The following is a 23,726-nucleotide window of genomic DNA, read 5'->3' on the forward strand; positions in this document are numbered from 1 at the left end:
GATGAAGGAGGGTTTCTTTTTATGTTGAAGCAAATCTTGTTAATTACGGATGGATGTTCGAATGTGGGGATCCAACCAGCTGCGGCTGCAGCCGAGGCTTATGCTGCTGGAATTATGGTCAATGTCATAGGTATTATTGATGAAGGAACGATCGGTCAGTACGGCCAAGCAGAAATTGAGGACATCGCCAGAATGGGCGGGGGCATGAGCCGAATTGTCAATGCACGTGAGCTATCCTATACGATCCAGATGATGACCCGCAAGACGGTTATGGATACGATTCATCTGGCCGTCAATCGTGAATTGAAGCATATTTTGCAGCAGGAATCCGAACAGGAGGGCGCTAATAATTATAGCTTGTCGGATTTGCCGCCTGCCAAACGCGGGGAAGTGGTGCAGGTTATGGATCAGATGAGTGAGGAAATGGATCTTAGAGTTGCTCTGCTGATTGACGCAAGCGCTAGCATGAAGCCGAAGCTCGCGGCTGTAGAGGAAGCGATACGAGATTTAATGTTAAGCTTAAAGGCTAGAAGAGGGACAAGCGAGCTTGCGGTATTTCACTTTCCTGGCTCACATGAGGAAGAGCCTGCAGTAATGGATTTGGACTGGGCAGCCGATATGGATCGTGTAAAGAAATTATTTTCCCGTATGCAGATGAGAGGGACAACCCCAACGGGCCCTGCGCTGCTGCATGTGGTAGACTATTATCAATATAATAGTAGAAACAAGCCGGAGGATTCAGAAGTGAATCCGCCGATCGCATATAAAGAAACAGGAACAGGCGGGGTGTGGAGTGACTACATCGTTTAGGCAGGCGAAAGGCCGCAAGCAGGACAAGCGGTCCATCGGGCTTATGCCCGGGGATCGCGTGATTGGAAAATGGAATAGCCATATCTATCGAATTGTTCGCTTGCTTGGTCAAGGCGCTAACGGTGTCGTTTATTTGGTGCACCAAGAAGGAGGACCCCATAAGTCAGGCAAGCAGGCAGGCTATGCCCTGAAGATGGGCTTTGAAACGATGGAGCTCCAATCGGAGATTAACGCCCTGCAAGTGCTGGAATCGCTAAAAGTGAGAAAGGCAGGGCCTTCATTCAACCAAAAAGAGAAATATTTCATAGAGTCCGATGACGCTGATGTCAACGGCACGATCTATCCGTTTTATATTATGCAGTATGTCCAAGGGAAGACGCTGTCAAAGTTTTTAATGAAGCAAGGCAGGGACTGGGTTGGTCTTATTGGCGAGAAGCTGCTTTTGAAGCTGGGTTATCTGCATCAGCATCAATTCGTATTTGGAGATTTGAAGCCTGATAATGTCATGGTCGGGCCCTATGGCGAAGTGAGCTTGATCGACTACGGAGGATTAACGAAAGAAGGGGACAGCATTCGTCAATTTACAGAGTGGTATGATCGAGGATATTGGCATGCCGGCACAAGAAAGGCAGACTTCCATTATGATCTGTTCGCCTTTGCCGTCATGTTCATCCATATGCTGAGCAGCGGCAAGCTGCATCAGCAGGTGGCGAGCACGCTTCCTCAGTTGAGAGAGCGGGAGCATTTGCTTGCGATTGCCTCCCAGTGCAAGGTGTTAGAACCGTACCAGCCCTGGCTTCGACGTGCTATTCATCAACGCTTCACCTCAACAGAAGAAGCGATACATGAATGGAAGCGCATAAGCAGCATATGGTCTCGTTCTGCTGCATCGCCAACAAGACCTACTCCGAATTGGCTTCAATGGTCATTTTTCGCCTCCGCCCTGCTGCTCTTCATCAGCCTCATCTTTATGATGCTTAACTCGAGTCCCGGTTTCGGTATAAAATAGTGAGTAACAACATTAGATACGGGTTAAATAAACTAGGAGGCATCATCATGGTACAAGCTGGACAACCAAACAAGGGACAAAATTGGCAGCATTGGGTGCATGAAACGTACAGGCAGGCACAATATGGCCAGCTTCTTCATGGCAAAACAATGGTGGTGGCTGTTTCCGGTGGTCCTGACTCCATGCTGCTCATGCATTGGCTGGCGGAGGTGCGCCATTTGCAGGACAATCCCATGCAGATTATTGTGGCGCATGTCCATCATGGTTTTCGCCTGGAGGAATCGCAGCAGGAGGCTTTGTTGGTGAAGCAAGCCGCTGAAGAACTGGGCCTTATCTTTGAAATGACGCAGGTCGATTCACCAGGTTATGCAAAAAAACATCACCTGAACCCCCAGGCTGCAGCACGCGAGCTTCGATATGCGTTCTTAAAGAGCGTAGCCAACAAATACAATAGTCCTGCGATTGCATTAGCCCATCATGCTGACGATCAAGCTGAGACCGTCCTGATGCATATGCTCCGTGGGGCGGGAAGTAGTGGGCTTCGAGGGATATCATGGATTAGGGAAGAAGAGGGAATACGCTATGTTAGGCCCTTTCTCCATGTCCGCAAGCAGGAGCTGGTTGCCTGGTGCCAGACGAGGGGCATTGCTTACGCATTGGACAGCAGCAATCAGAAGCGGGCATACTTGCGCAATCGCCTAAGGCTCGATATCATGCCCCTGCTGGAGCAGGAAAACCCTCGGATTACGGAGGCTCTTGTACAGCTGGCAGAGACGATGGCAGCCGAGGACGATTGGCAGCAGCAGCACACGGATGAGCTGTTTCGCTCGCATGTTCATTCTTTTGGTGTGGAAGTGAAAGAAGACACGGGGGCATTGGAAGGCACGCTAAAACAACAGTACCTGCGCTTTGCAATGCAATACACAGCAGGATGCTTGATGAAGAGGGACGTGTTCTTATCCGTACATGTTGCTTTACAACGCAGATTGATTAAACTAATATTAAATTATCTCTTTCTGGAAGCTGAGCAGGCTGACTTTTCTACCATTGAGCGCTTGCGTCTTAGGATCACAGAACCGAAGACGACATGGCGCGAAGAGGCAGGCAATAAGGTCATTGCCATAAGAGAGTACGACCATATTGCTTGGTTGTCTGGAAGAAGAGATGGAGCGGAGCCCGCGTCAGTTCAGTGCCATATTGAGCGAGGGAGCGGAGAAATGTTCTACTCCAGTTATCCAAGCAAGATCGTATGGAATGAAATGGCGGTGCGTCAGATGGAACCTGACTTTCTCGGGGATAAGTTTGATGCCATGTTCGATGCGGACGCGATTCAGTGGCCGATCAGCGTGCGGACGAGAAGGCAAGGAGATCGAATGCGTGTGAAAGGATTAAATGGCAGCAAAAAGGTGCAAGATATGTTCGTTGATGCCAAAGTACCCTCTTCACTTCGTGATGCCATGCCGATCGTTGAGGACGCAAGCGGGCAGATCCTATGGCTGCCTGGCATAAGAAGATCGGATATTGCCCTGATTGGACCGGCAACTCGCTCAGTCGTACATATCAGATTTGAGCCCGTTTCCTGAGTCTTTGCATGAATGGATGATGGAGTGGGAGATGATCTGCAGCTTTTTTACACATAGGCATTATTCATAACAAGAGTTAGTACTTATTCTAGGAGGTCCCATCATTGCATAACGACATTGAGAAGGTAGTATTTTCGGAAGAACAGATTGCAGCTCGAGTAAAGGAGTTGGGTGAGGAACTTAGCCGAGACTATGCAGGGAAGAAGCCGCTTGTCATCTGCGTATTGAAAGGCGCATTTATCTTCATGGCGGATCTTGTAAAGTGTATGGACGTACCTGTCGAGCTGGACTTTATGGCCGTATCGAGCTACGGTGCTTCGACGAAGTCATCTGGGGTTGTCCGTATTATTAAGGATTTGGATGTATCGGTTGAAGGCAGAGACGTATTAATTGTAGAAGATATTATTGATACAGGTCTCACCTTGAGCTATCTCATTGAGGTTCTGCAAGGCCGCAAGGCGAATGATGTTAAGGTTGTGACCTTGTTCGATAAGCCAGCACGCCGTACAACGAGCATGGAAGCAAACTACAAGGGATTTGTTCTTCCAGATGAGTTCATTGTAGGTTATGGACTTGACTTTGCAGAGCAATATCGCAATCTCCCATATATTGGGGTGTTAAAACCTGAGATTTATACAGATGATGCTAAATAGCACGTATAATTACCGATAGTAAGCCGATGAAGTTGAGTTGGTAAGACGTGCTATGATACAATATTTTCGTGTCTTTGAGAGGAGGTAGGGGATGAATCGGTTCATCAAGAATTCTGGTTTTTATCTGATTCTTTTTTTAGTTGTGGTTGGGATTGTCCAATTCATCGGAAACGGCAATGAAGCCACAGATACCCCAAGATATGACCAGTTTCGTAAAGAGCTCGCAGCCAACAATATTGATACCATTAAGATGCAATACGAAGGCCGAGCCTATTTAGTAGTGGGTAAATATAAGGATCAGCCGGCTGATGCTAAATCTCTTGACTTCGTAACGTATATTCCCGATACAAGTCCAGCCGTTCAAGAGGTCATGGATGCAAGCAAGTCCAATCCTGACTTGAAGTTTACCATGGATAAGATGAAGGAGCAGAGCCTTTGGCTTACGCTATTGACCTCCTTTGTTCCTTTCATTATTATGTTCATCCTGTTCTTCTTCTTCTTTAATCAAGCGCAAGGTGGCGGCGGCAAAGTTATGAACTTCGGCAAGAGCCGCGCCCGCTTGTACAATGAAGAGAAGAAGCGCGTCACATTTGAGGATGTGGCAGGTGCGGATGAAGAGAAGCAAGAGCTTGTTGAGATCGTAGAGTTTCTTAAAGATCCTCGCAAGTTTGCAGCACTTGGTGCTCGTATTCCAAAAGGGGTATTGCTAAGCGGCCCTCCAGGAACAGGTAAAACACTCCTTGCCCGTGCTGTTGCAGGCGAGGCCGGCGTACCATTCTTCAGCATTTCCGGTTCGGACTTTGTTGAGATGTTTGTCGGTGTTGGTGCGTCCCGTGTTCGCGACTTGTTCGAGAATGCGAAGAAGAATGCACCTTGTATTATTTTTATCGATGAGATCGATGCTGTCGGTCGTCAGCGTGGTGCCGGATTAGGCGGCGGACATGACGAGCGCGAGCAGACACTCAACCAATTGCTTGTTGAGATGGATGGTTTTGGTGCGAATGAAGGGATCATCATCATCGCTGCAACGAACCGTCCGGACATTCTTGACCCGGCACTCCTTCGTCCAGGCCGCTTCGACCGTCAGATTACGGTTGACCGTCCAGATGTGAAGGGCCGTGAGTCGGTGCTTAAGGTTCATGCTCGCAATAAACCGCTTAATAAGGATGTTAAGCTGAGTACAATTGCGAAGCGTACAACTGGATTTACTGGCGCAGACCTAGAGAACTTGCTTAATGAAGCAGCCCTTCTTGCTGCTCGCAAAAACCATAAAGACATTACGATGCAGGATGTCGATGAAGCGATTGACCGCGTTATCGTCGGTACCGAGAAGAGAAGCCGCATGATCAGCGATCGAGAGAAGCGCATCGTTGCTTATCACGAAGCTGGACATACCATTATCGGCTACTTCCTAGAGCATGCGGATACGGTTCATAAAGTAACGATCGTCCCTCGTGGCCGCGCTGGCGGCTATGTGATCATGCTTCCGAAGGAAGACCGCATGATTGTTACGAAGCAAGAGCTTCTTGACAAAGTAACAGGACTCTTGGGTGGACGCGTTGCCGAGGAGATCTTCATCGGCGAGATTGGCACTGGTGCTTATAGCGACTTCCAACAAGCAACCCGCATTGTGCGCAGCATGATTATGGAATACGGAATGAGCGAGAAGCTTGGACCGCTTCAATTCGGTGCTCGCCAAGGAGAAGTGTTCCTGGGTCGTGACCTTGGTCATGAACAGAATTACTCCGATGCGATTGCTTATGAGATCGACCAAGAGATGCAAAGCATCATCAATGATTGCTATGACCGTGCTCGCGAGCTGTTGACGAAGCATATGAAAGAGGTACACTTGATTGCCAATACCTTGCTTGAGAAGGAAACACTCGAGCTTGAACAGATCAAGCAATTGATCGATACAGGCAAGATCAGTGAAGAAGCCCCTGCCAATGACAAGACAGAGACTCGCGGTTCGGAGACGCAGCCGGTAGAGAACACAGGAGAGGTAAAGGTGAATCTGGTAAGCAAGCCAGAGAAGCTTGGACCAACTGCTTGGGACTCTAACGATCAGCCGTCAGAACAGCCAAAAGAGGAATCCTCCACAGAGGCCCGTACTGATGAGCAAGCTCAGAACGAAGAAAAGGCGGAGACGAAGCCAGAACATGGCGATACGCCTGAAGAGCCTGCTTCAAAAGATGAGGATAAGAAAGACCAATAAAAGAGTTATGCTCTTATAGGTATGAGAGCGTGCATAGTGTGCGCTCTCGACCTTTTTCAAGAAACCCTGTCTTTTTATGGACAAGGGTTTCTTTTGTTGTTATGGCTTATATAGGCCAAAAAGAGCCAATTATGGGCTGTATCGAAAACGTTACATGTTACAAGAAAAGAATGTGAAACTTATTCAGCACGTAATGGGCCTATAGCGATTTCACGCAAAACATGGTTCTAATTTCCATCAATCCGCTAATAGCTGCTTATAATCGAACAGAATGCGCGTATTTGTGAATTGACACACGTAACCCCCTTGTGTAAATTAAGTGGTAACGAGTTGGGGGAGAGGGGACTAAGATCGTGCAATTAGAAGCACTTGCATTAGCGCGCAAGGAAGAACAGAATCGTGAATTGCGAGAAAGACTGGAGCAGCTGAAGAAGGAGCGTAATGCAATTATTCTTGCGCACTATTATCAGCGTGATGAGATTCAAGAGGTAGCTGACTTCAGAGGAGACTCCTTCCTGCTAGCCCAGAAAGCGGCGGAGACGGATGCAGAAGTGATTGTATTCTGTGGGGTGCACTTCATGGGGGAGAGTGCGAAGATCTTGGCCCCGAACAAGACGGTCATCATACCGGATGAACGTGCCGGCTGCCCGATGGCGGATATGGTGAACGTAGAAGGCTTGCGCAAGCTTAAGGCGCAGCATCCGAATGCTAAGGTGGTTACCTATATTAACTCATCTGCCGAGATCAAAGCAGAGACTGATATCTGCTGTACCTCTTCTAATGCTGTCAAGGTTATTGAATCGTTGGATGCGGAGGAGATCATCTGGGTGCCGGATAAGAACCTTGGGCATTATGTTCAAGAGAAGACGGGCAAGAATCTCATCATCTGGGAAGGGTATTGCAACACCCATGATATGCTGACGGTAAAGGATGTTGTAGAGATGAAGGCCAAATATCCGAACGCGGCCTTTGTCGTGCACCCAGAGTGCCGTCCAGAGGTGGTCGCGATGGGAGACTTTGTTGGAAGCACAACCGCACTTATCGATTATTGCAAAAATTCTGCGCACACCGAGTTTATCGTGGGAACAGAAGATGGCACAGGCTATCAGCTTCGCAAGGACAGTCCGAATAAGGCATTCCATTTTGCGACCAAGTATCTCGTATGCCCGAATATGAAAGTCAACAACTTAAAGAAGCTTGTTAAATGTCTAGAGACCATGCAGCCGCAGATCTATGTTCCGCCTCAAGTTGCGGAGCGTGCGAAGCTGTCTCTGGAGCGCATGCTGCAGGTAAAATAAAGAGCGCTTATCTCATTTTATAAATGAACGTACAAAGGAGACCGTGCATGATGCGCACAGTCTCCTTTGTGTTTTGGCTGGTGCTTAATAGCAGCAGCGCCGGAATGGAAGAGCCACATTCAGGATCAAATACTAAAACGGCTGGCAGCCTGCTGCAAATCTTCAGCAAGATGTGCAAGGTGTTGAGAGGAGGATTGGACTTCTTCCATGGAAGCAAGCTGTTCCTCGGTGCTTGAAGCTACATCTTCAATATTTTGCGTCATTTGCTCAATAGAGCTCTTAATATGGAAGGCTGTTGCGTTCATCTGATCAGAACCTGCTGAGATCTCTTCCATCGTGGCAGATACATCCTCTAAGTGAGCAGCTACACTATTAATGGATTCTTCGATCTCATAGAATTGAGTGCCTGCATGCTGAACGAGATTAATGCCTGTATCAAATTCCTGCTGAACCATTCTCATCGTTTGGATAACGTTTTGGTTATCCTTCTGGATGGTGGAGACGAGCTGATTAATCTCGTCAGCGGATTGGGCCGACTCATCGGCCAGCTTGCGAACCTCGCTTGCCACAACGGCAAAGCCTCGTCCATGCTCGCCTGCTCTTGCAGCCTCAATCGAGGCATTCAATGCGAGCAGTCCGGTTTGGGCGGCAATATTCGATACGACAGCATTCATATTGCCGATATGATTCGTTTGCACTTGAAGCTGATTGAGCACTTCTTCAAGCTGTACAAGTTTGCTCTGCAGCTGATTCATTTGCTGCGAGGCTTGTTGGACAATGCCGTTTCCTTCATTGGCTACTTTAACAGATGCCGAGGCCTTCTCGGATACATCTAGCGTGTTGGTCATCACGTTTTGCATGGCGGTATTCATATCGCCAATCGTATTCGTCGCCTCGTTGATTGTCTGATTCTGCAGCTTTGTTTCTTTGGTAAGTCCTTCAATGGCCTGTACAATTTTTTCTGTGACCGCACTGGTCTCCTGAGAGCTTGCGCTTAATTGTTGCGAGGAGGCCGCGACCAAGTCCGTCGAATGGTACACTTGTCCGATCAGCTCTCGTAACGATCTCGCCATTGTATTGTAGGAGTTCGTAAGTTGTCCCATCTCGTCCAATGACTGGTGCGTGCCTTCGGCTGTGAAATCTCCGCTGCCTGCACGATCCATCAATTGCTGAATATGCTTAACCGGTCCTACAATAGCGCGTGTTATCGGTATAATCAGTGCGCCGCCAATAAGGAACGAGATGAGAATAACAATGCTGCTCAAAATAATCGTTCCGCGGTATACGGACTCATTGCTATGATTTAGTTCATCTGCTTGATTGTTGATGTATTGTCCGATTTCTTCGGCTTTTTCATTGACCAGATCACTAGTAACCGCAAACTTGCCAAAGACGGCACTTAACGCCTCGTCCTTACCTTGCTCACTGTTAATCTTTTTAATATTCATGATCTCGTCCTTGAAGAAGGTAAACATTTTGCGGAAGGGATCCACCTGTTCCTTCTCCCACTGGCTGACTGCATTTTGTTCCCAAGACTTGATGTTCGCTTCCATATTGCTTAAGCGCTCATCAATCTCTTTTTCAAGAACAGGCTTTTTGGATGAATCGTAAGTAAGGAGCATTTCCAATAAGAAACCGTATGTAGCACGAGTGTCAGTGCGAATCTGACCCATCTCGCGGATCGTTTGTGATTGATCATACATTTTTTCAGCACTATCTTGGATCTGACCTTGGGCGTAGAAGGATACAGCCCCTATCAAAAGCGTAAACACTAAACCTAATGATCCAATAAGAATGAGCTTGGATTGAATAGGCAAATTCCTTAATTTCCAACGTTGAAGGTTCATGTTGATTCTCCCTTGTGATATAGATAAAATATGGCTCTATTCTAATGTATCGTTTATTTTCGATTGATTTTGTTTAGCTGTAAGTAAAATATTTTTAAATTTTTTCATCTTTTTTCATATACGCCTCATTTATTTCCATGATTATCTATCCGTTCATGATATTGCGTCCTTTTGCAGATGCTCCTATTCCATGAAATCGACATTTACTCCGATCATAATTTTTAATCGGATGAAAGGATGGATGAGGATATATTTTTAATGCGGAAAGAAGCGGAAGTATGTATTCCTGTCGGGTTTTGTGCTATGTTACAGTGTAGTATAATACATGTTCGGGATCATATTTATTGGTTTGTCATGACAAGCAAGCTGCCTAGTGCGTGATGATACGTGCGGATGGGGCTTCTTTTGACTATTTTCGGATCATGTGAACATCAGATTGCCACATTAAGGGGTGGGCTGGGATGATACCTCCATATTTAATTGATTTTTCACTGCAGGACTTGCCTTTGGTAGAGACCGATGTCATTGTGGTTGGCTCTGGCATTGCCGGCTTGTATACGGCTATTCAGGCAAGCCGCCATCAACGCGTCATGCTGATCAGCAAAAAGTCTTTATTTGAGAGCAATACGCGCTATGCCCAAGGAGGGATAGCGGCAGTTATCGCTGAAGATGATTCACCTGATTATCATTTGCAGGATACGCTGATTGCTGGGGCAGGACTCTGTGCGGAGGAGGCGGTCCATGCTCTAGTCCACGAAGGTCCGGATGGGGTAAGGCAGCTTATGCAGATGGGTGCCGAGTTTGACCAAGTGAATGGCGAACTGGCCTTAACGATGGAGGGAGCCCATAGCCATCGACGCATTCTGCATGCGCATGGCGATGCGACAGGCTATGAGATTGTGCGTGCGCTGGCTGAGTATGTGAAGACTTGTTCAAACATTACGCTTTGGGATGATCATTTTGCGATTGATCTTGTGACCATTGATGAGGAGTGTCGAGGCGTACTTGTGCAGCGTCCGGATGGTGAACGTGTGTATGTCACAGGAAAGGCGACGGTACTGTGTACTGGCGGAGGAGGACAGCTGTATCGTTATACGACCAACCCGGACGTAGCGACAGCTGATGGAGTAGCGATGGCTTATCGCGCAGGCGCGATCATTCAGGATATGGAATTTATTCAATTCCATCCGACTTCACTGTGCTATCCTGGCGCGCCGCGATTCCTGATCTCGGAAGCTGTTCGGGGAGAGGGAGCTGTCCTTCGGAATATAAAGGGCGAGCGCTTCATGGAGCAATATCATCATCAATTGGAACTTGCGCCGCGAGACATTGTGGCTAGAGCTATAGTAAGCGAGATGGAGAAGACGAAGTCTACCTTTGTGTATCTTGATATAACCCATGAGAGTGAAGAACAGGTGAAGACACGGTTTCCAACTATTTATGAGACCTGCTTGCGGTATGGCTTGGATCTGTCGAGTGATTGGATTCCAGTTGCTCCAGCTGCGCATTACATGATGGGTGGAGTGAAGACAGACCTGAATGGAGAAACCAATATTAATCGATTATTTGCCTGTGGAGAAACATCTTCTACAGGTGTCCACGGGGCCAATCGATTAGCAAGCAATTCATTATCGGAGGCGATTGTGTTTGGCCGCCGCATTGTAGAGCGTATCAACATGCTTGCGCCGCTGACAGAACCAGTTCCTCATCTTGCTGTGGATGAGAACCGGCACGAATTGCCGATTCAAGCTGTGGTAGAGCGCCGTTTGAAGCTGCAGAAGGTGATGGTGCGATATGTCGGTGTTCGCCGTGATGATCCGGGCCTTAAAAAGGCAATGGACGAGCTGCATCGCCAAATAGGCTTCTTTTCATGCCGTTTGTCTCGCAAAGAGGAGTATGAATTCGCGAATCTGCTCACTTGTGCAATGATGGTAGCAAGATCAGCCAATTGGCGAGAGGAAAGCCGAGGCGCGCATTACCGAGAGGATTATCCGGAACGCAACGATGCCGAGTGGAGCAAGCATACGCTGCTGCACCACAAGCATGGCATAACAGAGGAGCTGATTCATCATGTTTAATATAGATCGTCGATTGTTAAACGAGCAGCTTGCTGCATGGTTAAAAGAAGATGTTGGCACAGGCGATGTGACAACGGCCTTTACCATTCCAGCAGGCCATCAATCAAAGGGTATTATTCATGCTAAGGAAGAGGGCGTCATCGCCGGTATTCCAGTGGCTAAAGCGGTATTTGAGCTTGTTGATCCGGACATTGTCTTCTCCGCTTATGTGGAGGAAGGCAGTATCGTATCCAAAGGCACTGTTCTTATTGAGGTGGAGGGCAGCACACACAGTATTCTTACTGGCGAGCGCTTGGCGCTGAATTTGATGCAGCGCTTGTCTGGTATTGCTACCAAGACGAAGCAATATGCAGCAACGATTGCCGATCTGCCGACTGAGCTTGTCGATACGCGCAAGACGACTCCCGGCCATCGGGCACTGGAGAAGTATGCAGTTCGAGTAGGGGGAGGCAAGAATCATCGCTTCGGCCTCTATGATGCGGTCATGATTAAGGATAATCATATTAAGGGAGCAGGCGGGATTACAGAGGCTGTAGCACGGGCTCGCCGTCATATTCCGTATACGATGAAGGTAGAAGTAGAGACGGAATCCATGGAGCAGGTCAAGGAGGCGCTTCAGGCAGGCGCTGACATTATTATGCTTGATAACATGCCTGCTGCGGCTATGGCTGAGGCAGTGACGTGGATCAGAAGCCAAGCGCCGCATGTGCTGATTGAGGCATCCGGCGGCATTACACTTGATACGATTCGGGAGAAGGCGCTGGCTGGTATCGATGTCATCTCCGTGGGAAGCCTGACCTATTCTTTCCAAGCGCTTGATATCAGCTTGGACCTGAATGAGAAGAAAGGAGCTAGTGGCTCGTGATTTTTGTAATAGATGTTGGCAATACCAATATTGTACTTGGGCTATATAAAGATGAAACACTCATTCACCATTGGCGCCTTGCGACCAATCGCCAGGCAACGTCGGATGAGTACGGCGTGATGGTTCATAATCTGCTCTCGATGGCGCGCTTGTCTGTAGAGGACATTGAAGGCGTCATTATATCTTCTGTCGTACCTCCCATTATTCGTACGATGGAGCAGCTATCTGAGCAGTATTTGAGTCAGAAGCCGCTGATTGTTGGACCTGGCATCAAGACAGGGCTCAATATTCGTTACGATAACCCGCGGGAGGTTGGTGCGGATCGTATCGTTAATGCGGTAGCAGCCATAGAGCGCTATGGGATTGGAAGTCCGCTCGTTATTGTCGATTTTGGAACGGCAACGACGTTTGATGTTATTGATGAAAAGGGAAACTATATGGGAGGGGCTATCGTCCCTGGCATCGGCATCTCCACGGAAGCTTTGTACCAGCGTGCTGCGAAGCTGCCACGCATTGAGCTTACGAAACCCAAGAGTGTGATTGGGCGCAATACGATCCATTCCATGCAAGCAGGAATCATCTTCGGCTATGCAGGCCAAGTGGACGGCATTGTCGACCGGATTGAACGCGAGCTCGGGACGAAGCCGCGCGTCATTGCTACAGGAGGCCTGGCGGAGTTGATTGGAACCGAGTCCCGTCGAATCGAGGAGACAAACGCAAACCTGACGCTGGAAGGGTTATTGTTGATCTATAAACGAAATAAATCGTAACCATTTCTAAAAAAGAACGTCTAATTAATATGGAAGCAATGGGAGGCATATACACCATGGCAACAGATAACAAAGAGCATCAATCAACGGAAAGAGAGCCTCGGGCGGATATGCTTGTCCGCGGTACAGCAATGGGCGGCCAAGTTCGCGTATTTGCTGTTCGCACAACGCATCTTGTCGATGAGCTGCAGAAGAGACACCAGAGCTACCCAACAGCTACAGCAGCACTTGGGCGTACCGTAACTGCAGCCGCGATGATGGGAGCAATGCTTAAAGGAGAAGAGAAATTAACTGTTCAAGTGAAGGGTGACGGTCCGATCGGGCAAATTATTGCTGATGCCAACGCTCATGGAGAGGTGCGCGGCTGTGTAACGCATCCTCAGGTTCATCTAGCCAGCAACAATGAAGGCAAGCTGGATGTAGCAGGAGCCGTTGGGCGCGAAGGGTTCATTCACGTGACGAAGGATCTCGGCATGAAGGAGCCTTATCATGGAAGTTCTCCGATTATCTCGGGCGAGCTCGGTGAAGACTTCACGTATTACTTTGCCTTATCGGAGCAGACCCCTTCTGCAGTTGGACTAGGCGTTCTTGTAGATGTGGATAGTTCGGTCATTCACGCCGGAGGGTTTATTATTCAGCTTCTCCCTGGCTTGACGGATGATCAGATTACAAAGATCGAACAGTCGCTTAGCAATCTCCCACCGATCACAGCATTGCTTGACCAAGGCTTGGAGCTCGAAGAGCTGCTTGACTGGATTGTAGAAGATGTGCAAGTCATGGAGCATCTGCCAATTGTATTCCGCTGCCAGTGCTCAAAAGAACGTGTCGAACAAACACTGATCAGTCTTGGAGAAGGGGAGCTTCAAGCGATGATCGAGGAGGATGGCAAAGCTGAGGTAGTCTGCCATTTTTGCAATGAGACCTATGCTTTTGACCGAGAACAGCTGCAATCTCTTATCGATCAGATGAATGATAAATAAGGAATAATCCGCAAGGATAACGAGACTCGCACATTCGAGAAGCTTGAAGCGGCCAATGGATAGGTTAACAGGTTGCACACTTCATTCCATTCGCTTCTGCTGCTTGCTTCCCTCCTAGTCTCGGCCTTACCTATTCAAAGTACGAGAAGAGATAGCGATTAGATGCTCGGGGGAATTCACTAACGTAAGGGTTGTACAAGATGACCAAAGAAGTAAAGAGCCTGTGGGGCTGTATCCTCGTACTTTTTATTTGTGTAATCATACTAGGGACGATGTTGATTATGGGCGTAGGGCTGCCGCATTCTACATCACTGAATCCAGCACCTGAGTCGAAAGACAGCAAGCCTGTTGCTTCGATTGGAGATCAACTCATCACTCATCAAGAGTGGGTTAAGGAGTTGGAGAGGCAATATGGGAGTCTGGTTCTTGATCGCATGCTGTCGAATAAAGCAGTCCAATTGGAAGCTTCCTCACTTGGCATTGAGGTGAAGCCAGAAGAGGTCGATGCTGAGCTTCGCAGGCAGATGGTGGGATACGACAGTGTCGAATCCTATTATCAGGCGATGCAAGAACAGCTTGGCATGGACTCGGAGCAGATCTATATGGAAACGAGGCAGCATCTCCTGCTGGAAAAAGTAGCGACTTATCCGATCCGCTATACGGATGAAGAAGTGGAGGAGTATGTTGCTAGCCACGTGGAGGACTATGAGCCGTACTTGTCTTATAACCTGTCTCATATCGTGGTTAAGGATGCCACAGCAGCAGAAGAAGCGCTTCAATCGTTGGAGGATGGCGTAGCATTCGTGGATGTTGCAGCGAGTATGTCCATAGATGAGTATTCTTCTGATCAAGGAGGAAGCCTTGGCTGGATAGAAGACGGCGATCCATTCATTGAGAATAACGAGTTGATGGTGGCAAGAAGCCTTACGGTAGGACAATGGTCCGCACCCGTGAAGGTAAAGCAGGGATACGCGATTGTTTTATTGTCAGGTCGCAAGCAGACACCTGTTGAGGACAGTGCTTCGATTCGTGCAAGGGCCCGCAGGGATATGGCATTATCGGATATCGGCTCCCTGCATCAGGTCGAGGAGGTCCTGCGCGAGAAGTATACGGCAAGATTATTAACAGACAAAGAATCCTCATAATCTCATTGGTCCTAGATATGACCAGCAAGCATGAAGCAGCGGAGGGAACGTGTTGATCCTTTTGCTGCTTCCTTCTTTTTACGTGAAAAAGGCAGGGACTTATCACAAGATGACCTTTTCGAAGATTGAAATTTCAAGATAAATGCATGGCAACACAAGGATGAAACAAAAGTACCACATTTTTCAAAATGAGCTATTGACGGATGTTATCGGTTTTGCTAAGATAGAAAGTAATAAAACCTAGTGAATTAGTCGGAAATATAAAAATGGAAAGCAAACATATGGGAGGGTATCAACATGGCAAGAATCGTGAATAGTGTGACGGAATTGATCGGGGATACACCGCTTGTGCGCTTGAATCGCATTGTCCCTGAGGGCAGTGCAGAGATCTATGTTAAGCTTGAGTACCAAAACCCAGGATCGAGCGTAAAGGACCGCATTGCATTAAGCATGATCGAAGTAGCAGAGGCTGAAGGAATTCTCAAGCCAGGAGATACCATTGTTGAGCCTACTAGCGGCAATACAGGCATTGGTCTTGCTATGGTAGCGGCTGCTAAAGGCTACAAGGCTATACTGGTTATGCCAGAGACTATGAGCTTGGAGCGCCGCAATCTGCTGCGCGCATATGGGGCTGAGCTGGTGCTCACTCCGGGATCTGAGGGAATGAATGGTGCGGTTCGCAAGGCAGAGGAATTGGCGGAAGAGAATCAAAGCTATTTTATTCCTCAGCAGTTCAAAAACCAAGCTAATGTCAAAATCCACCGTGAGACAACGGGTCCTGAGATTGTAGAAGCGATTAATGGTCTGGATGGCAAGCTGGATGCTTTTATAGCAGGTATTGGTACAGGCGGGACGATCTCTGGTACGGGCGAAATTTTGAAACAGAACTTCCCTGGCGTCAAAGTTGTTGCTGTAGAGCCTGCAGCATCACCTATCCTATCTGGAGGCAAACCTGGTCCTCACAAGATTCAAGGTATCGGCGCCAACTTCATTCCGGATATTTTGAACCAAGAAGTGTATGATCAAATCATTACGATCGAGAATGATGACGCCTTTGAAACAGCTCGCCGTGTAGCGAAGGAAGAAGGCTTGCTCGTAGGCATTTCTTCTGGTGCGGCGATTAATGCTGCGCTTCAAGTGGCAGCTGAGCTTGGTGAAGGCAAGCGTGTCATCGCTGTTGTACCGAGCAATGGCGAGCGCTACTTGAGCACACCTTTGTTTAATTTTGACAATTAAGGATGGATGGAAATCTTCAGCCCCTGTGAGACTTTGCGCTTCATGCGAGAGCCTCACAGGGGCTTTTGCTGGTGTTATTGATGTGTAATCAAGCGCGGTAAGACAAGGATGTCCTCTAACGATTGATGTTGAGTCTGATTAGCATGGGGCAAATTATATTAGGGGCGCCAGCTGTCATCCATCTTGTTATATTATGGAATTAATTGCTGGTATGGATTGACTCTCTCTGTAATTTCGCATTAAATATAGAAGTATTCCTTTTTACGGACAAGATCGTATATCAATAGAGGATCATATTCCGATATAGAGGCGAGCGTGATATGAATGGCCATGATAGGCTGGAATGGAACTTTATTGACGGATAAGGATGCTGTGATTCCGGTAGGGGATCACGGCTTTTTGTACGGACTTAGTTTGTTTGAAACGATGCGCACGTATAAGGGTCAGCCCTTTCGATTAGAGCAGCATCTGGAGCGGCTGCATGAAGGATGCCGTGCCTTAGGCATTAAGCTGAGTTTAGAGGCCGAGCCGCTAAGGATGCATATTCAAGAAGTGATGCACGCCAACAGGCTTGAAGAAGCCTACATTCGGCTTACTGTGAGTGCAGGCGAGCAAGGCGTAGGACTGCCGACAGGGGATTATTTGGCGCCTACGGTGATTGTGCTGGCCAAGCCGCTTCCTGATCTCCCCTCCTCCCTGTACGAACAAGGCAAGCCGCTGCAGCTGCTGAGGATAAGACGCAACACGCCTGAAGGAGAAATCCGGTTCAAGTCAGGCCATTATATGAATAATATTTTGGCGAAGCGAGAGCTTATGCAGTATGAATCAGCTAAGCTTGGAGCAGAAGGGCTGCTTTTCACGGCGGAGGGAGATGCAGCAGAGGGAATCGTCAGTAATATCTTTGCGATATCTGAACATACACTTTTTACGCCTCCGATCCATACAGGCATTCTTCCCGGAATTACGAGAGCCGTCACGATCGAGATTGCAAAGCAGCTGGGCATCCCTGTTGTAGAGCGAACATTCGGAAGAGAGATGCTGCTGCATGAATGTGATGAGCTGTTCATCACGACTTCCGTTCAGGAGCTCGTCCCGATTACAGCAGTATGGGATGAAGCCAATCATCTCGTACAAGTGGGGAGCGGCAAGGCGGGACCATTAACGATCCGCTTGCTTGAAGCCTACCGATCGATTGCTTGGAAAGAAGCACAAGTGGATGAGAATAGGTAGTTGTGTAAGGAAAGGGGTATTGGAATGCTTGCACCAACCATATATATTCGGAACTATCAATGGAACGAAGCAGCTGTTCAACTGGGACACGACACGCTTGTGATGGGGATTGTGAATGTTACACCGGATTCTTTCTCTGATGGAGGAAAGTATCAGCATGTGGAAGCGGCTGTCGCTCATGCGAGAGAGCTTGTGGCAGATGGAGCTCATATCCTTGATATTGGCGGCGAATCGACTCGCCCTGGTCATGCTCCTGTAGCTGAGGAAGAAGAGCTGCGCAGGGTGATCCCTGTTATTCAGGCTATTCATGAAGATATGCCGCATATCCCGTTGTCCATTGATACGTATAAGTCCAATGTCGCGAGGCAAGCCCTACAGGCAGGGGCCCATATTATTAATGATGTATGGGGCGGCAAGCGGGACCCTCATATTCTGCAGGTTGCAGTCGACTATCAATGCCCGATCATTCTCATGCATAACCGCGAGTCAACAAATTATGAGGATTATATCTCAGATGTGCTTCAAGATCTCCAGGATGTTGTCGAATCAGCAATTGCCGCGGGAATCTCCAAAGATCTAATCTGGCTGGATCCTGGAATAGGCTTTGCGAAGACGGGAGCGGACAATCTTAAGCTTATGCACCATCTGGACGAACTGGTTGCGCTTGGGTATCCCGTGCTGCTTGGCACTTCCCGCAAGCGATTCATTCGTGATGTGCTGGAACTGCCTGTGGATGATGTTGTAGAGGGAACGGCAGCAACGGTGTCGCTAGGCATTGCACAGGGCTGCCAGATTGTTCGTGTTCATGATGTAAAGGCGATTGCACGAACGGCAAAGATGATGGATGCCATGCTCGATAAAAACATCGCTGCTCCTTCATCTCATTGTTAACATATTTGAATCTAGATAGCTTGGCATGAATGAGCAGCAGGCAAGTTATATCGTCATGCGTAGATGTTCATGATAAAACAAAATAATTTGTCAGAAAATGCCTTCTCTATTGTAGAAGTGCAGATGTTGACATGTTACTATAGCGGAGGGATGTGCTTCGTATGAGCCATTTGCATCAAGGTATTGCACCTTATCCCAAGACAAAGATAGTAGGATTGGACCGCATGAAGCTTAAGCGCATGTCGTTCTATGGAAAGCATGGTGTGTTTGAGGAGGAGCGAGTGCTGGGTCAGAGCTGGTATGTCGATTTGGATCTGCAGATTGATATGCAGGCAGCAGGACTTGATGATAATCTTGAACAGTCCATTAATTATGCTGAGCTTCATGCAGCGGTTAAGCAGATCGTCGAGCAAGAGTCCTATCAACTGGTAGAGACCTTGACAGAGCGCATTGCCTCTATGCTGCTTCATCAGTTCTCTAGAATTAACGAAGCGACCGTGCGTGTTACGAAGCCGAACCCACCTTTTGATATTCATTTTGACGGCGTAACGATAGAGATGACTCGAGCACGCATGATAGAAGGCGAGGAAAGCGAATGACGGTTTCACGTACGGCTTATATGGCATTAGGGTCCAATCTGGGCGAGCGGGATCGGTATCTGAGCGAAGCGCTTCATTTGCTTCAGAATCATCCTCAGATTGAAGTGATTCGAGTCTCTTCTATATATGAGACCGATCCTGTCGGCTATGAGGATCAGCCTGCGTTTTTGAATATGACGGCAGCTGTCCGTACAACGCTTGGTCCAGAGGAACTTCTCCAGCTGATGCTTCAGACAGAGCAGCTTCTAGGCCGCGTACGGAATGTTCGCTGGGGTCCAAGGACGATTGATCTTGATTTGCTATGGATGGAACAACTACATTGGAAGAGTGACAGCCTTCTCCTCCCTCATCCGCGTATGGGGGAACGGCTATTTGTACTCGTTCCGCTCTCTGAAATTGTGTTACAATCAGAGACTGAACTGTACGAATTCGTGAAAGAATGCTTGGGCACACTGGAAGGAAAGGAAGGAATTCGACTGTGGAATCGTCTAGAGTCAACAAGCGAATTCGTGCCTTCCGCAAGCTTCGAGGATTAACACAGCTACAGTTAGCGGAGATGACGAATTTGTCGATCACTATTATTGGTGAGATAGAAAGAGGCAATCGTGCGGCGGATGACCAAGTGGTCGAACGCATTGCATACGCATTACGCATATCCGTTATTGAACTGGTTGGAGAAGGATAAATGAAGGTCAGCAAGAGGAAGGAGTGAACGGGATGCTTAAGATTTCCAATATAGAAATGAAGAATCCGGTCGTGCTTGCACCTATGGCAGGCGTAACAAATCCGGCATTCCGATTGATTGCAAAGGAATTCGGCTGCGGCTTAGTATGCGCAGAGATGGTAAGTGATAAAGCGTTGGTGCATGGCAACGAGCGCACACGTGAGATGCTGTTCGTGGATGAGCGGGAGAAGCCGCTCAGCTTGCAGATCTTTGGGGGAGATCGCAAGTCGCTTGTAGAAGCTGCGAAGATTGTCGACAAGGAATCCAATGCCGATATCATTGATATCAATATGGGCTGCCCTGTACCGAAGGTGACGAAATGTGATGCAGGCGCACGCTGGCTCTTGGACCCGAACAAAATATATGAAATGGTATCAGCCGTTGTTGATGCGGTTGATAAGCCTGTCACCGTCAAAATGCGCATCGGCTGGGATGATGACCATATCTATGTGGTGGACAATGCACTTGCTGTTCAGCGTGCTGGCGGTCAAGCCGTAAGCGTGCATGGACGTACACGCGAGCAATTGTATACAGGAACGGCAGATTGGAGCTACATCAAGCAGGTAAAAGAAGCACTCGACATTCCGGTTATTGGCAATGGCGATGTGTTCACGCCTGAAGATGCTCGCAACATGATGGATACAACAGGCTGCGATGGCGTCATGATTGGACGCGGTGCTTTGGGCAATCCGTGGATGTTGTATCGTACGATTGAATATCTTACACACGGCACGCTTCCATCAGACCCATCACCAGAAGAAAAGATTCGCATTGCCATATTGCATATGGATCGCTTGATCGCTATGCGTGGCGAGCATGTTGCGGTTAAGGAGATGCGCAAGCACTTGGCTTGGTACCTGAAAGGCTTGCCTGGCGCAGCTAGAGTAAAGGACCGCATTATGGAGGAATCTCATCGTGATGAAGTGATTCGAATGCTGGAGGAATTGGTGAACGCCGGCGTCTTTGATCGTCACACTCAACGTGAACAGCGCAATGCTAACGAAGACGAGTCCTCTGCAGCACAATGAAGCGTTTTCAAATAGGGGTGTGGGGGTTCATTGACTTTTGTATATCCATCCCATATAATTCAACAATAGAAAAAATGATCGGACCTTATAGCCGTCCGTGATGACGTTGAATCCCAACGTTTATTCATTGTGACATGAAGTCATGATATGGGCATTCAGCCATATGATGGATTAAGATGAATTCGCTACGATGATGGTGCGAAAATAAAGATCATGACAGGAGAATCGGTAAAGATGAGCGATAAAGAAGTTATTCTAACCCCTGAGGGTCTTAAGAAGCTTGAAGAGGAGCTTGAGAATCTCAAATCAGTAAAGCGTCGTGAGGTTGCAGAGCGTATTAAGATTGCTATTGGCTACGGGGACCTGAGTGAGAACTCCGAGTATGAAGATGCAAAGAACGAACAAGCCTTTATTGAGGGCCGGGTTATTACGCTTGAGAAAATGCTCCGCAATGCTCGCATCATTAACAGCGATGAGATCGACACAGATACGGTAAGCATCGGGTCTACGGTCATGGTAGAAGATATGGAGTTTGGCGATCAAATGGAATATACGATCGTGGGTACAGCTGAATCCGATCCATCCCAGAACAAGATTTCCAATGAGAGCCCTGTTGGCAAAGCGATTCTTGGGAAGCAAAAGGGTACCGTTGTTGATGTTAACGTGCCAGCAGGCGTTATTCAATATAAGATTATCGAAATTAAGCGCTCTTAAGGGACGCGGTTCTATGTTAAGATAGAAGTTAAGGCTGAGAGAAGCTTCCGCACCGGAAGCTTCTTTCCATAAGCACGTCTCTTCATACGGTTAACGGAGCTGTTGGAATTCGGCAGAACCGTTTGCCGTTGCGTTGTTTTCAGAATAACAATAAATGGATTGCAAGCATGCACCATCTAAAGGAGTGTTTCTTGTGACAGATACCGTCAACCAAGAAGTAGAACTAAGCGAATTGCTGCAAATTCGTCACGGAAAATTGGACGAGCTTCGCAAGCTTGGTGTAGACCCGTTTGGAACGAAGTTTACTCGTACAACGACGGCAAAGGAAGTACTGGACCAATATAGTGAGCTTAGTAATGAAGAGCTCCAAGAGAAGCATATCGAAGTAAGCCTTGCTGGACGTATCATGGCAAAGCGCGGCATGGGCAAGGCAAGCTTTGGCCATATTCAAGACTTAAGCGGACGCATTCAAATCTACGTTCGCCAGGACACTGTTCCTACAGAAAAGTATGAAGCATACTCGATGCTTGATATCGGAGATATCGTCGGTGTGCACGGTACGGTATTTAAGACAAAAACGGGTGAGACTTCGATTAAAGTAACGGATCTAGAGGTGCTTACTAAGTCCCTGTACCCATTGCCTGATAAATTCCATGGACTAAAAGACGTTGAGCTTCGCTATCGTCAGCGCTATGTGGATCTCATCATGAGTCCAGATGTTCAGCAGACGTTTATTGCTCGCTCGAAGATCATTCAATCGATGCGTCGTTATTTGGATTCCCTTGGCTACCTGGAAGTTGAAACACCAACTTTGCATGCCATTGCAGGCGGTGCTGCTGCGCGCCCATTTATTACACACCACAATGCGTTGGATATGCAGCTTTATATGCGTATTGCCATTGAGCTTCATCTGAAGCGTTTGATCGTTGGCGGATTGGAAAAAGTGTATGAGATCGGCCGCGTTTATCGTAACGAGGGGATTTCGACTCGCCATAACCCGGAATTCACGATGATTGAATTGTACGAAGCTTATGCCGACTACGAAGATATCATGCGCCTTACAGAAAATATGATTGCTCACATCGCGCAAGAGGTGCTTGGTACGACGAAGATCGAATATCAAGGCCACGAGGTGGATCTGACTCCGTCTTGGCGCCGTGTGTCCATGGTAGAGGCGATTAAAGAAGTGAAGGGCGTAGACTTCTCTGTTCAAATGACAGACGAGGAAGCTCATGCCCTCGCAAAAGAACATCATGTTCCTGTAGAGCCTCACTTTACATTTGGCCATATCGTAAATGCCTTCTTCGAAGAGTTCGTTGAAGCAACTTTGATTCAACCTACGTTTGTAACGGGTCATCCAATTGAGATTTCCCCACTTGCCAAGAAGAAAGAAAGCGATCCGCGCTTTACTGATCGCTTCGAGCTGTTCATCGTGGCGCGTGAGCACGCAAATGCGTTCACTGAGTTGAACGATCCGATCGATCAGCGCCAACGCTTCGAAGCACAGCTTCAAGAGAAAGAGCAAGGCAATGACGAAGCTCATGACATGGATGATGACTTCATTCGCGCGCTTGAGTACGGTATGCCGCCAACAGGTGGTCTCGGTATTGGTGTTGACCGACTTGTTATGCTGCTTACGAATGCGCCATCGATTCGCGATGTGCTGTTGTTCCCGCATATGCGTGATCGTGGCAATATGTAATTAGATTGTAACTCTCAATTGTCTTCGTGTTTGTTTGCAGTAGTTCTTAACGGATAGAGAGGCTTGAAGCAGAAGCCTCTCTATCTTCATTAGTAGTCGACTTGCAGCTACATTGTAGGATGTTCTCTGTATATAGGAGCAATCCCATCTGAGGTGGTTACACGGCAGTGAGGTTGGGTAAAAGAATAGAGGGAAGATGTTTCAAGTATAAAAAATGATTTGGTTGGTTTTTCCTGTTGCATAGGTATTGTTCCTATGATATATTAATTAAGTCGCCGCTGATAAGGCGGTTGAGACAAAGCAAAATTGTTCTTTGAAAACTGAACAACGAGTGAAACATTATTGAGAA

At 47.8% G+C, this 23,726-nt stretch carries 21 protein-coding genes; 20 read left to right on the top strand and 1 reads right to left on the bottom strand.

The features are described from left to right. Positions 1 to 24 precede the first annotated feature (24 nt). From B9Y93_RS23485 to nadA, 6 genes are all read left to right on the top strand, one after another. Positions 25 to 810: a vWA domain-containing protein gene (locus B9Y93_RS23485; protein WP_085498916.1), complete on the top strand. Its 786-nt coding sequence runs from the start codon at positions 25 to 27 to the stop codon at positions 808 to 810. After that, positions 794 to 1,819 (top strand): serine/threonine protein kinase, encoded by a 1,026-nt coding sequence (locus B9Y93_RS23490; protein WP_085498862.1) that lies wholly within the window; start codon positions 794 to 796, stop codon positions 1,817 to 1,819. Before B9Y93_RS23485 ends, B9Y93_RS23490 begins: the two co-directional genes overlap by 17 nt. A 47-nt stretch (positions 1,820 to 1,866) precedes the next feature. Beyond that, positions 1,867 to 3,402: a tRNA lysidine(34) synthetase TilS gene (tilS, locus tag B9Y93_RS23495; protein ID WP_085498865.1), complete on the top strand. Its 1,536-nt coding sequence runs from the start codon at positions 1,867 to 1,869 to the stop codon at positions 3,400 to 3,402. 104 nt (positions 3,403 to 3,506) lie between these two features. Next, the gene (hpt, locus tag B9Y93_RS23500; protein ID WP_085498867.1) at positions 3,507 to 4,055 is read left to right on the top strand and encodes a hypoxanthine phosphoribosyltransferase; all 549 of its coding nucleotides are present in this window, start codon (positions 3,507 to 3,509) and stop codon (positions 4,053 to 4,055) included. A gap of 91 nt (positions 4,056 to 4,146) precedes the next feature. Then, positions 4,147 to 6,270 (top strand): ATP-dependent zinc metalloprotease FtsH, encoded by a 2,124-nt coding sequence (ftsH, locus tag B9Y93_RS23505; RefSeq protein ID WP_085498869.1) that lies wholly within the window; start codon positions 4,147 to 4,149, stop codon positions 6,268 to 6,270. Positions 6,271 to 6,623: 353 nt separating this feature from the next. Beyond that, positions 6,624 to 7,568, top strand: coding sequence for a quinolinate synthase NadA (nadA, locus tag B9Y93_RS23510; protein ID WP_085498871.1), 945 nt, complete (start codon positions 6,624 to 6,626; stop codon positions 7,566 to 7,568). A 125-nt stretch (positions 7,569 to 7,693) separates the two neighbouring features. On the opposite strand, the gene B9Y93_RS23515 is transcribed toward nadA, so the two are convergent. Beyond that, positions 7,694 to 9,415, bottom strand: a complete 1,722-nt coding sequence (locus B9Y93_RS23515) for a methyl-accepting chemotaxis protein (RefSeq protein ID WP_085498873.1) — start codon at positions 9,413 to 9,415, stop codon at positions 7,694 to 7,696. Positions 9,416 to 9,876: 461 nt separating this feature from the next. On the opposite strand from B9Y93_RS23515, the gene nadB reads away from it, so the two are divergent. From nadB to lysS, 14 genes are all read left to right on the top strand, one after another. Further along, the gene (gene nadB, locus B9Y93_RS23520) at positions 9,877 to 11,493 is read left to right on the top strand and encodes an L-aspartate oxidase (protein WP_085498876.1); all 1,617 of its coding nucleotides are present in this window, start codon (positions 9,877 to 9,879) and stop codon (positions 11,491 to 11,493) included. After that, a complete protein-coding gene (gene nadC, locus B9Y93_RS23525) occupies positions 11,486 to 12,358 on the top strand; it encodes a carboxylating nicotinate-nucleotide diphosphorylase (protein ID WP_088549950.1) in 873 nt (290 codons plus the stop codon). The genes nadB and nadC overlap by 8 nt, the downstream gene beginning before the upstream one ends. Beyond that, positions 12,355 to 13,128: a type III pantothenate kinase gene (locus B9Y93_RS23530; RefSeq protein ID WP_085498879.1), complete on the top strand. Its 774-nt coding sequence runs from the start codon at positions 12,355 to 12,357 to the stop codon at positions 13,126 to 13,128. The genes nadC and B9Y93_RS23530 overlap by 4 nt, the downstream gene beginning before the upstream one ends. 56 nt (positions 13,129 to 13,184) lie before the next feature. After that, positions 13,185 to 14,108 carry an Hsp33 family molecular chaperone HslO gene (hslO, locus tag B9Y93_RS23535; RefSeq protein ID WP_085498881.1) on the top strand — a complete coding sequence of 308 codons (924 nt, stop codon included), beginning with the start codon at positions 13,185 to 13,187 and terminating at the stop codon, positions 14,106 to 14,108. A gap of 200 nt (positions 14,109 to 14,308) precedes the next feature. Further along, complete coding sequence (locus B9Y93_RS23540) at positions 14,309 to 15,253, top strand: peptidylprolyl isomerase (protein WP_085498883.1); 945 nt, start codon at positions 14,309 to 14,311, stop codon at positions 15,251 to 15,253. 297 nt (positions 15,254 to 15,550) lie between these two features. Continuing rightward, entirely contained in the window at positions 15,551 to 16,489 is a 939-nt protein-coding gene (gene cysK / locus B9Y93_RS23545) for a cysteine synthase A (protein ID WP_085498885.1), read from the top strand. 324 nt (positions 16,490 to 16,813) lie between these two features. After that, entirely contained in the window at positions 16,814 to 17,719 is a 906-nt protein-coding gene (locus B9Y93_RS23550; protein WP_085498887.1) for an aminotransferase class IV, read from the top strand. Between the two features lie 24 nt (positions 17,720 to 17,743). Then, on the top strand, positions 17,744 to 18,610 hold the full coding sequence (folP, locus tag B9Y93_RS23555) for a dihydropteroate synthase (protein ID WP_085498889.1): 867 nt from the start codon (positions 17,744 to 17,746) through the stop codon (positions 18,608 to 18,610). Positions 18,611 to 18,825: 215 nt separating this feature from the next. Beyond that, positions 18,826 to 19,209, top strand: coding sequence for a dihydroneopterin aldolase (gene folB / locus B9Y93_RS23560; RefSeq protein WP_085498917.1), 384 nt, complete (start codon positions 18,826 to 18,828; stop codon positions 19,207 to 19,209). Then, positions 19,206 to 19,745, top strand: coding sequence for a 2-amino-4-hydroxy-6-hydroxymethyldihydropteridine diphosphokinase (gene folK / locus B9Y93_RS23565; RefSeq protein ID WP_085498891.1), 540 nt, complete (start codon positions 19,206 to 19,208; stop codon positions 19,743 to 19,745). Before folB ends, folK begins: the two co-directional genes overlap by 4 nt. Positions 19,746 to 19,765: 20 nt before the next feature. Continuing rightward, on the top strand, positions 19,766 to 19,894 hold the full coding sequence (locus B9Y93_RS25135; RefSeq protein ID WP_342351869.1) for a hypothetical protein: 129 nt from the start codon (positions 19,766 to 19,768) through the stop codon (positions 19,892 to 19,894). A 32-nt stretch (positions 19,895 to 19,926) separates the two neighbouring features. Further along, on the top strand, positions 19,927 to 20,961 hold the full coding sequence (dusB, locus tag B9Y93_RS23575) for a tRNA dihydrouridine synthase DusB (RefSeq protein ID WP_085498895.1): 1,035 nt from the start codon (positions 19,927 to 19,929) through the stop codon (positions 20,959 to 20,961). 234 nt (positions 20,962 to 21,195) lie between these two features. Beyond that, positions 21,196 to 21,675, top strand: a complete 480-nt coding sequence (gene greA, locus B9Y93_RS23580; RefSeq protein WP_085498897.1) for a transcription elongation factor GreA — start codon at positions 21,196 to 21,198, stop codon at positions 21,673 to 21,675. Between the two features lie 193 nt (positions 21,676 to 21,868). Beyond that, entirely contained in the window at positions 21,869 to 23,377 is a 1,509-nt protein-coding gene (lysS, locus tag B9Y93_RS23585) for a lysine--tRNA ligase (protein ID WP_085498899.1), read from the top strand. Positions 23,378 to 23,726 lie beyond the last annotated feature (349 nt).

This window comes from Paenibacillus aquistagni (genome assembly GCF_900177815.1).
Taxonomy (GTDB): domain Bacteria; phylum Bacillota; class Bacilli; order Paenibacillales; family Paenibacillaceae; genus Paenibacillus_B; species Paenibacillus_B aquistagni.

Excerpts from the sequence above, each read along its gene's own strand:
- tilS (WP_085498865.1), top strand. The coding sequence starts at position 1,867 with ATGGTACAAGCTGGACAACCAAACAAGGGACAAAATTGGCAGCATTGG.
- ftsH (WP_085498869.1), top strand. The coding sequence starts at position 4,147 with ATGAATCGGTTCATCAAGAATTCTGGTTTTTATCTGATTCTTTTTTTA.
- B9Y93_RS23515 (WP_085498873.1), bottom strand. The coding sequence starts at position 9,415 with ATGAACCTTCAACGTTGGAAATTAAGGAATTTGCCTATTCAATCCAAG.
- nadB (WP_085498876.1), top strand. The coding sequence starts at position 9,877 with ATGATACCTCCATATTTAATTGATTTTTCACTGCAGGACTTGCCTTTG.
- nadC (WP_088549950.1), top strand. The coding sequence starts at position 11,486 with ATGTTTAATATAGATCGTCGATTGTTAAACGAGCAGCTTGCTGCATGG.
- hslO (WP_085498881.1), top strand. The coding sequence starts at position 13,185 with ATGGCAACAGATAACAAAGAGCATCAATCAACGGAAAGAGAGCCTCGG.
- B9Y93_RS23540 (WP_085498883.1), top strand. The coding sequence starts at position 14,309 with ATGACCAAAGAAGTAAAGAGCCTGTGGGGCTGTATCCTCGTACTTTTT.
- cysK (WP_085498885.1), top strand. The coding sequence starts at position 15,551 with ATGGCAAGAATCGTGAATAGTGTGACGGAATTGATCGGGGATACACCG.
- B9Y93_RS23550 (WP_085498887.1), top strand. The coding sequence starts at position 16,814 with ATGGCCATGATAGGCTGGAATGGAACTTTATTGACGGATAAGGATGCT.
- folP (WP_085498889.1), top strand. The coding sequence starts at position 17,744 with ATGCTTGCACCAACCATATATATTCGGAACTATCAATGGAACGAAGCA.
- folK (WP_085498891.1), top strand. The coding sequence starts at position 19,206 with ATGACGGTTTCACGTACGGCTTATATGGCATTAGGGTCCAATCTGGGC.
- B9Y93_RS25135 (WP_342351869.1), top strand. The coding sequence starts at position 19,766 with ATGACGAATTTGTCGATCACTATTATTGGTGAGATAGAAAGAGGCAAT.
- dusB (WP_085498895.1), top strand. The coding sequence starts at position 19,927 with ATGCTTAAGATTTCCAATATAGAAATGAAGAATCCGGTCGTGCTTGCA.
- greA (WP_085498897.1), top strand. The coding sequence starts at position 21,196 with ATGAGCGATAAAGAAGTTATTCTAACCCCTGAGGGTCTTAAGAAGCTT.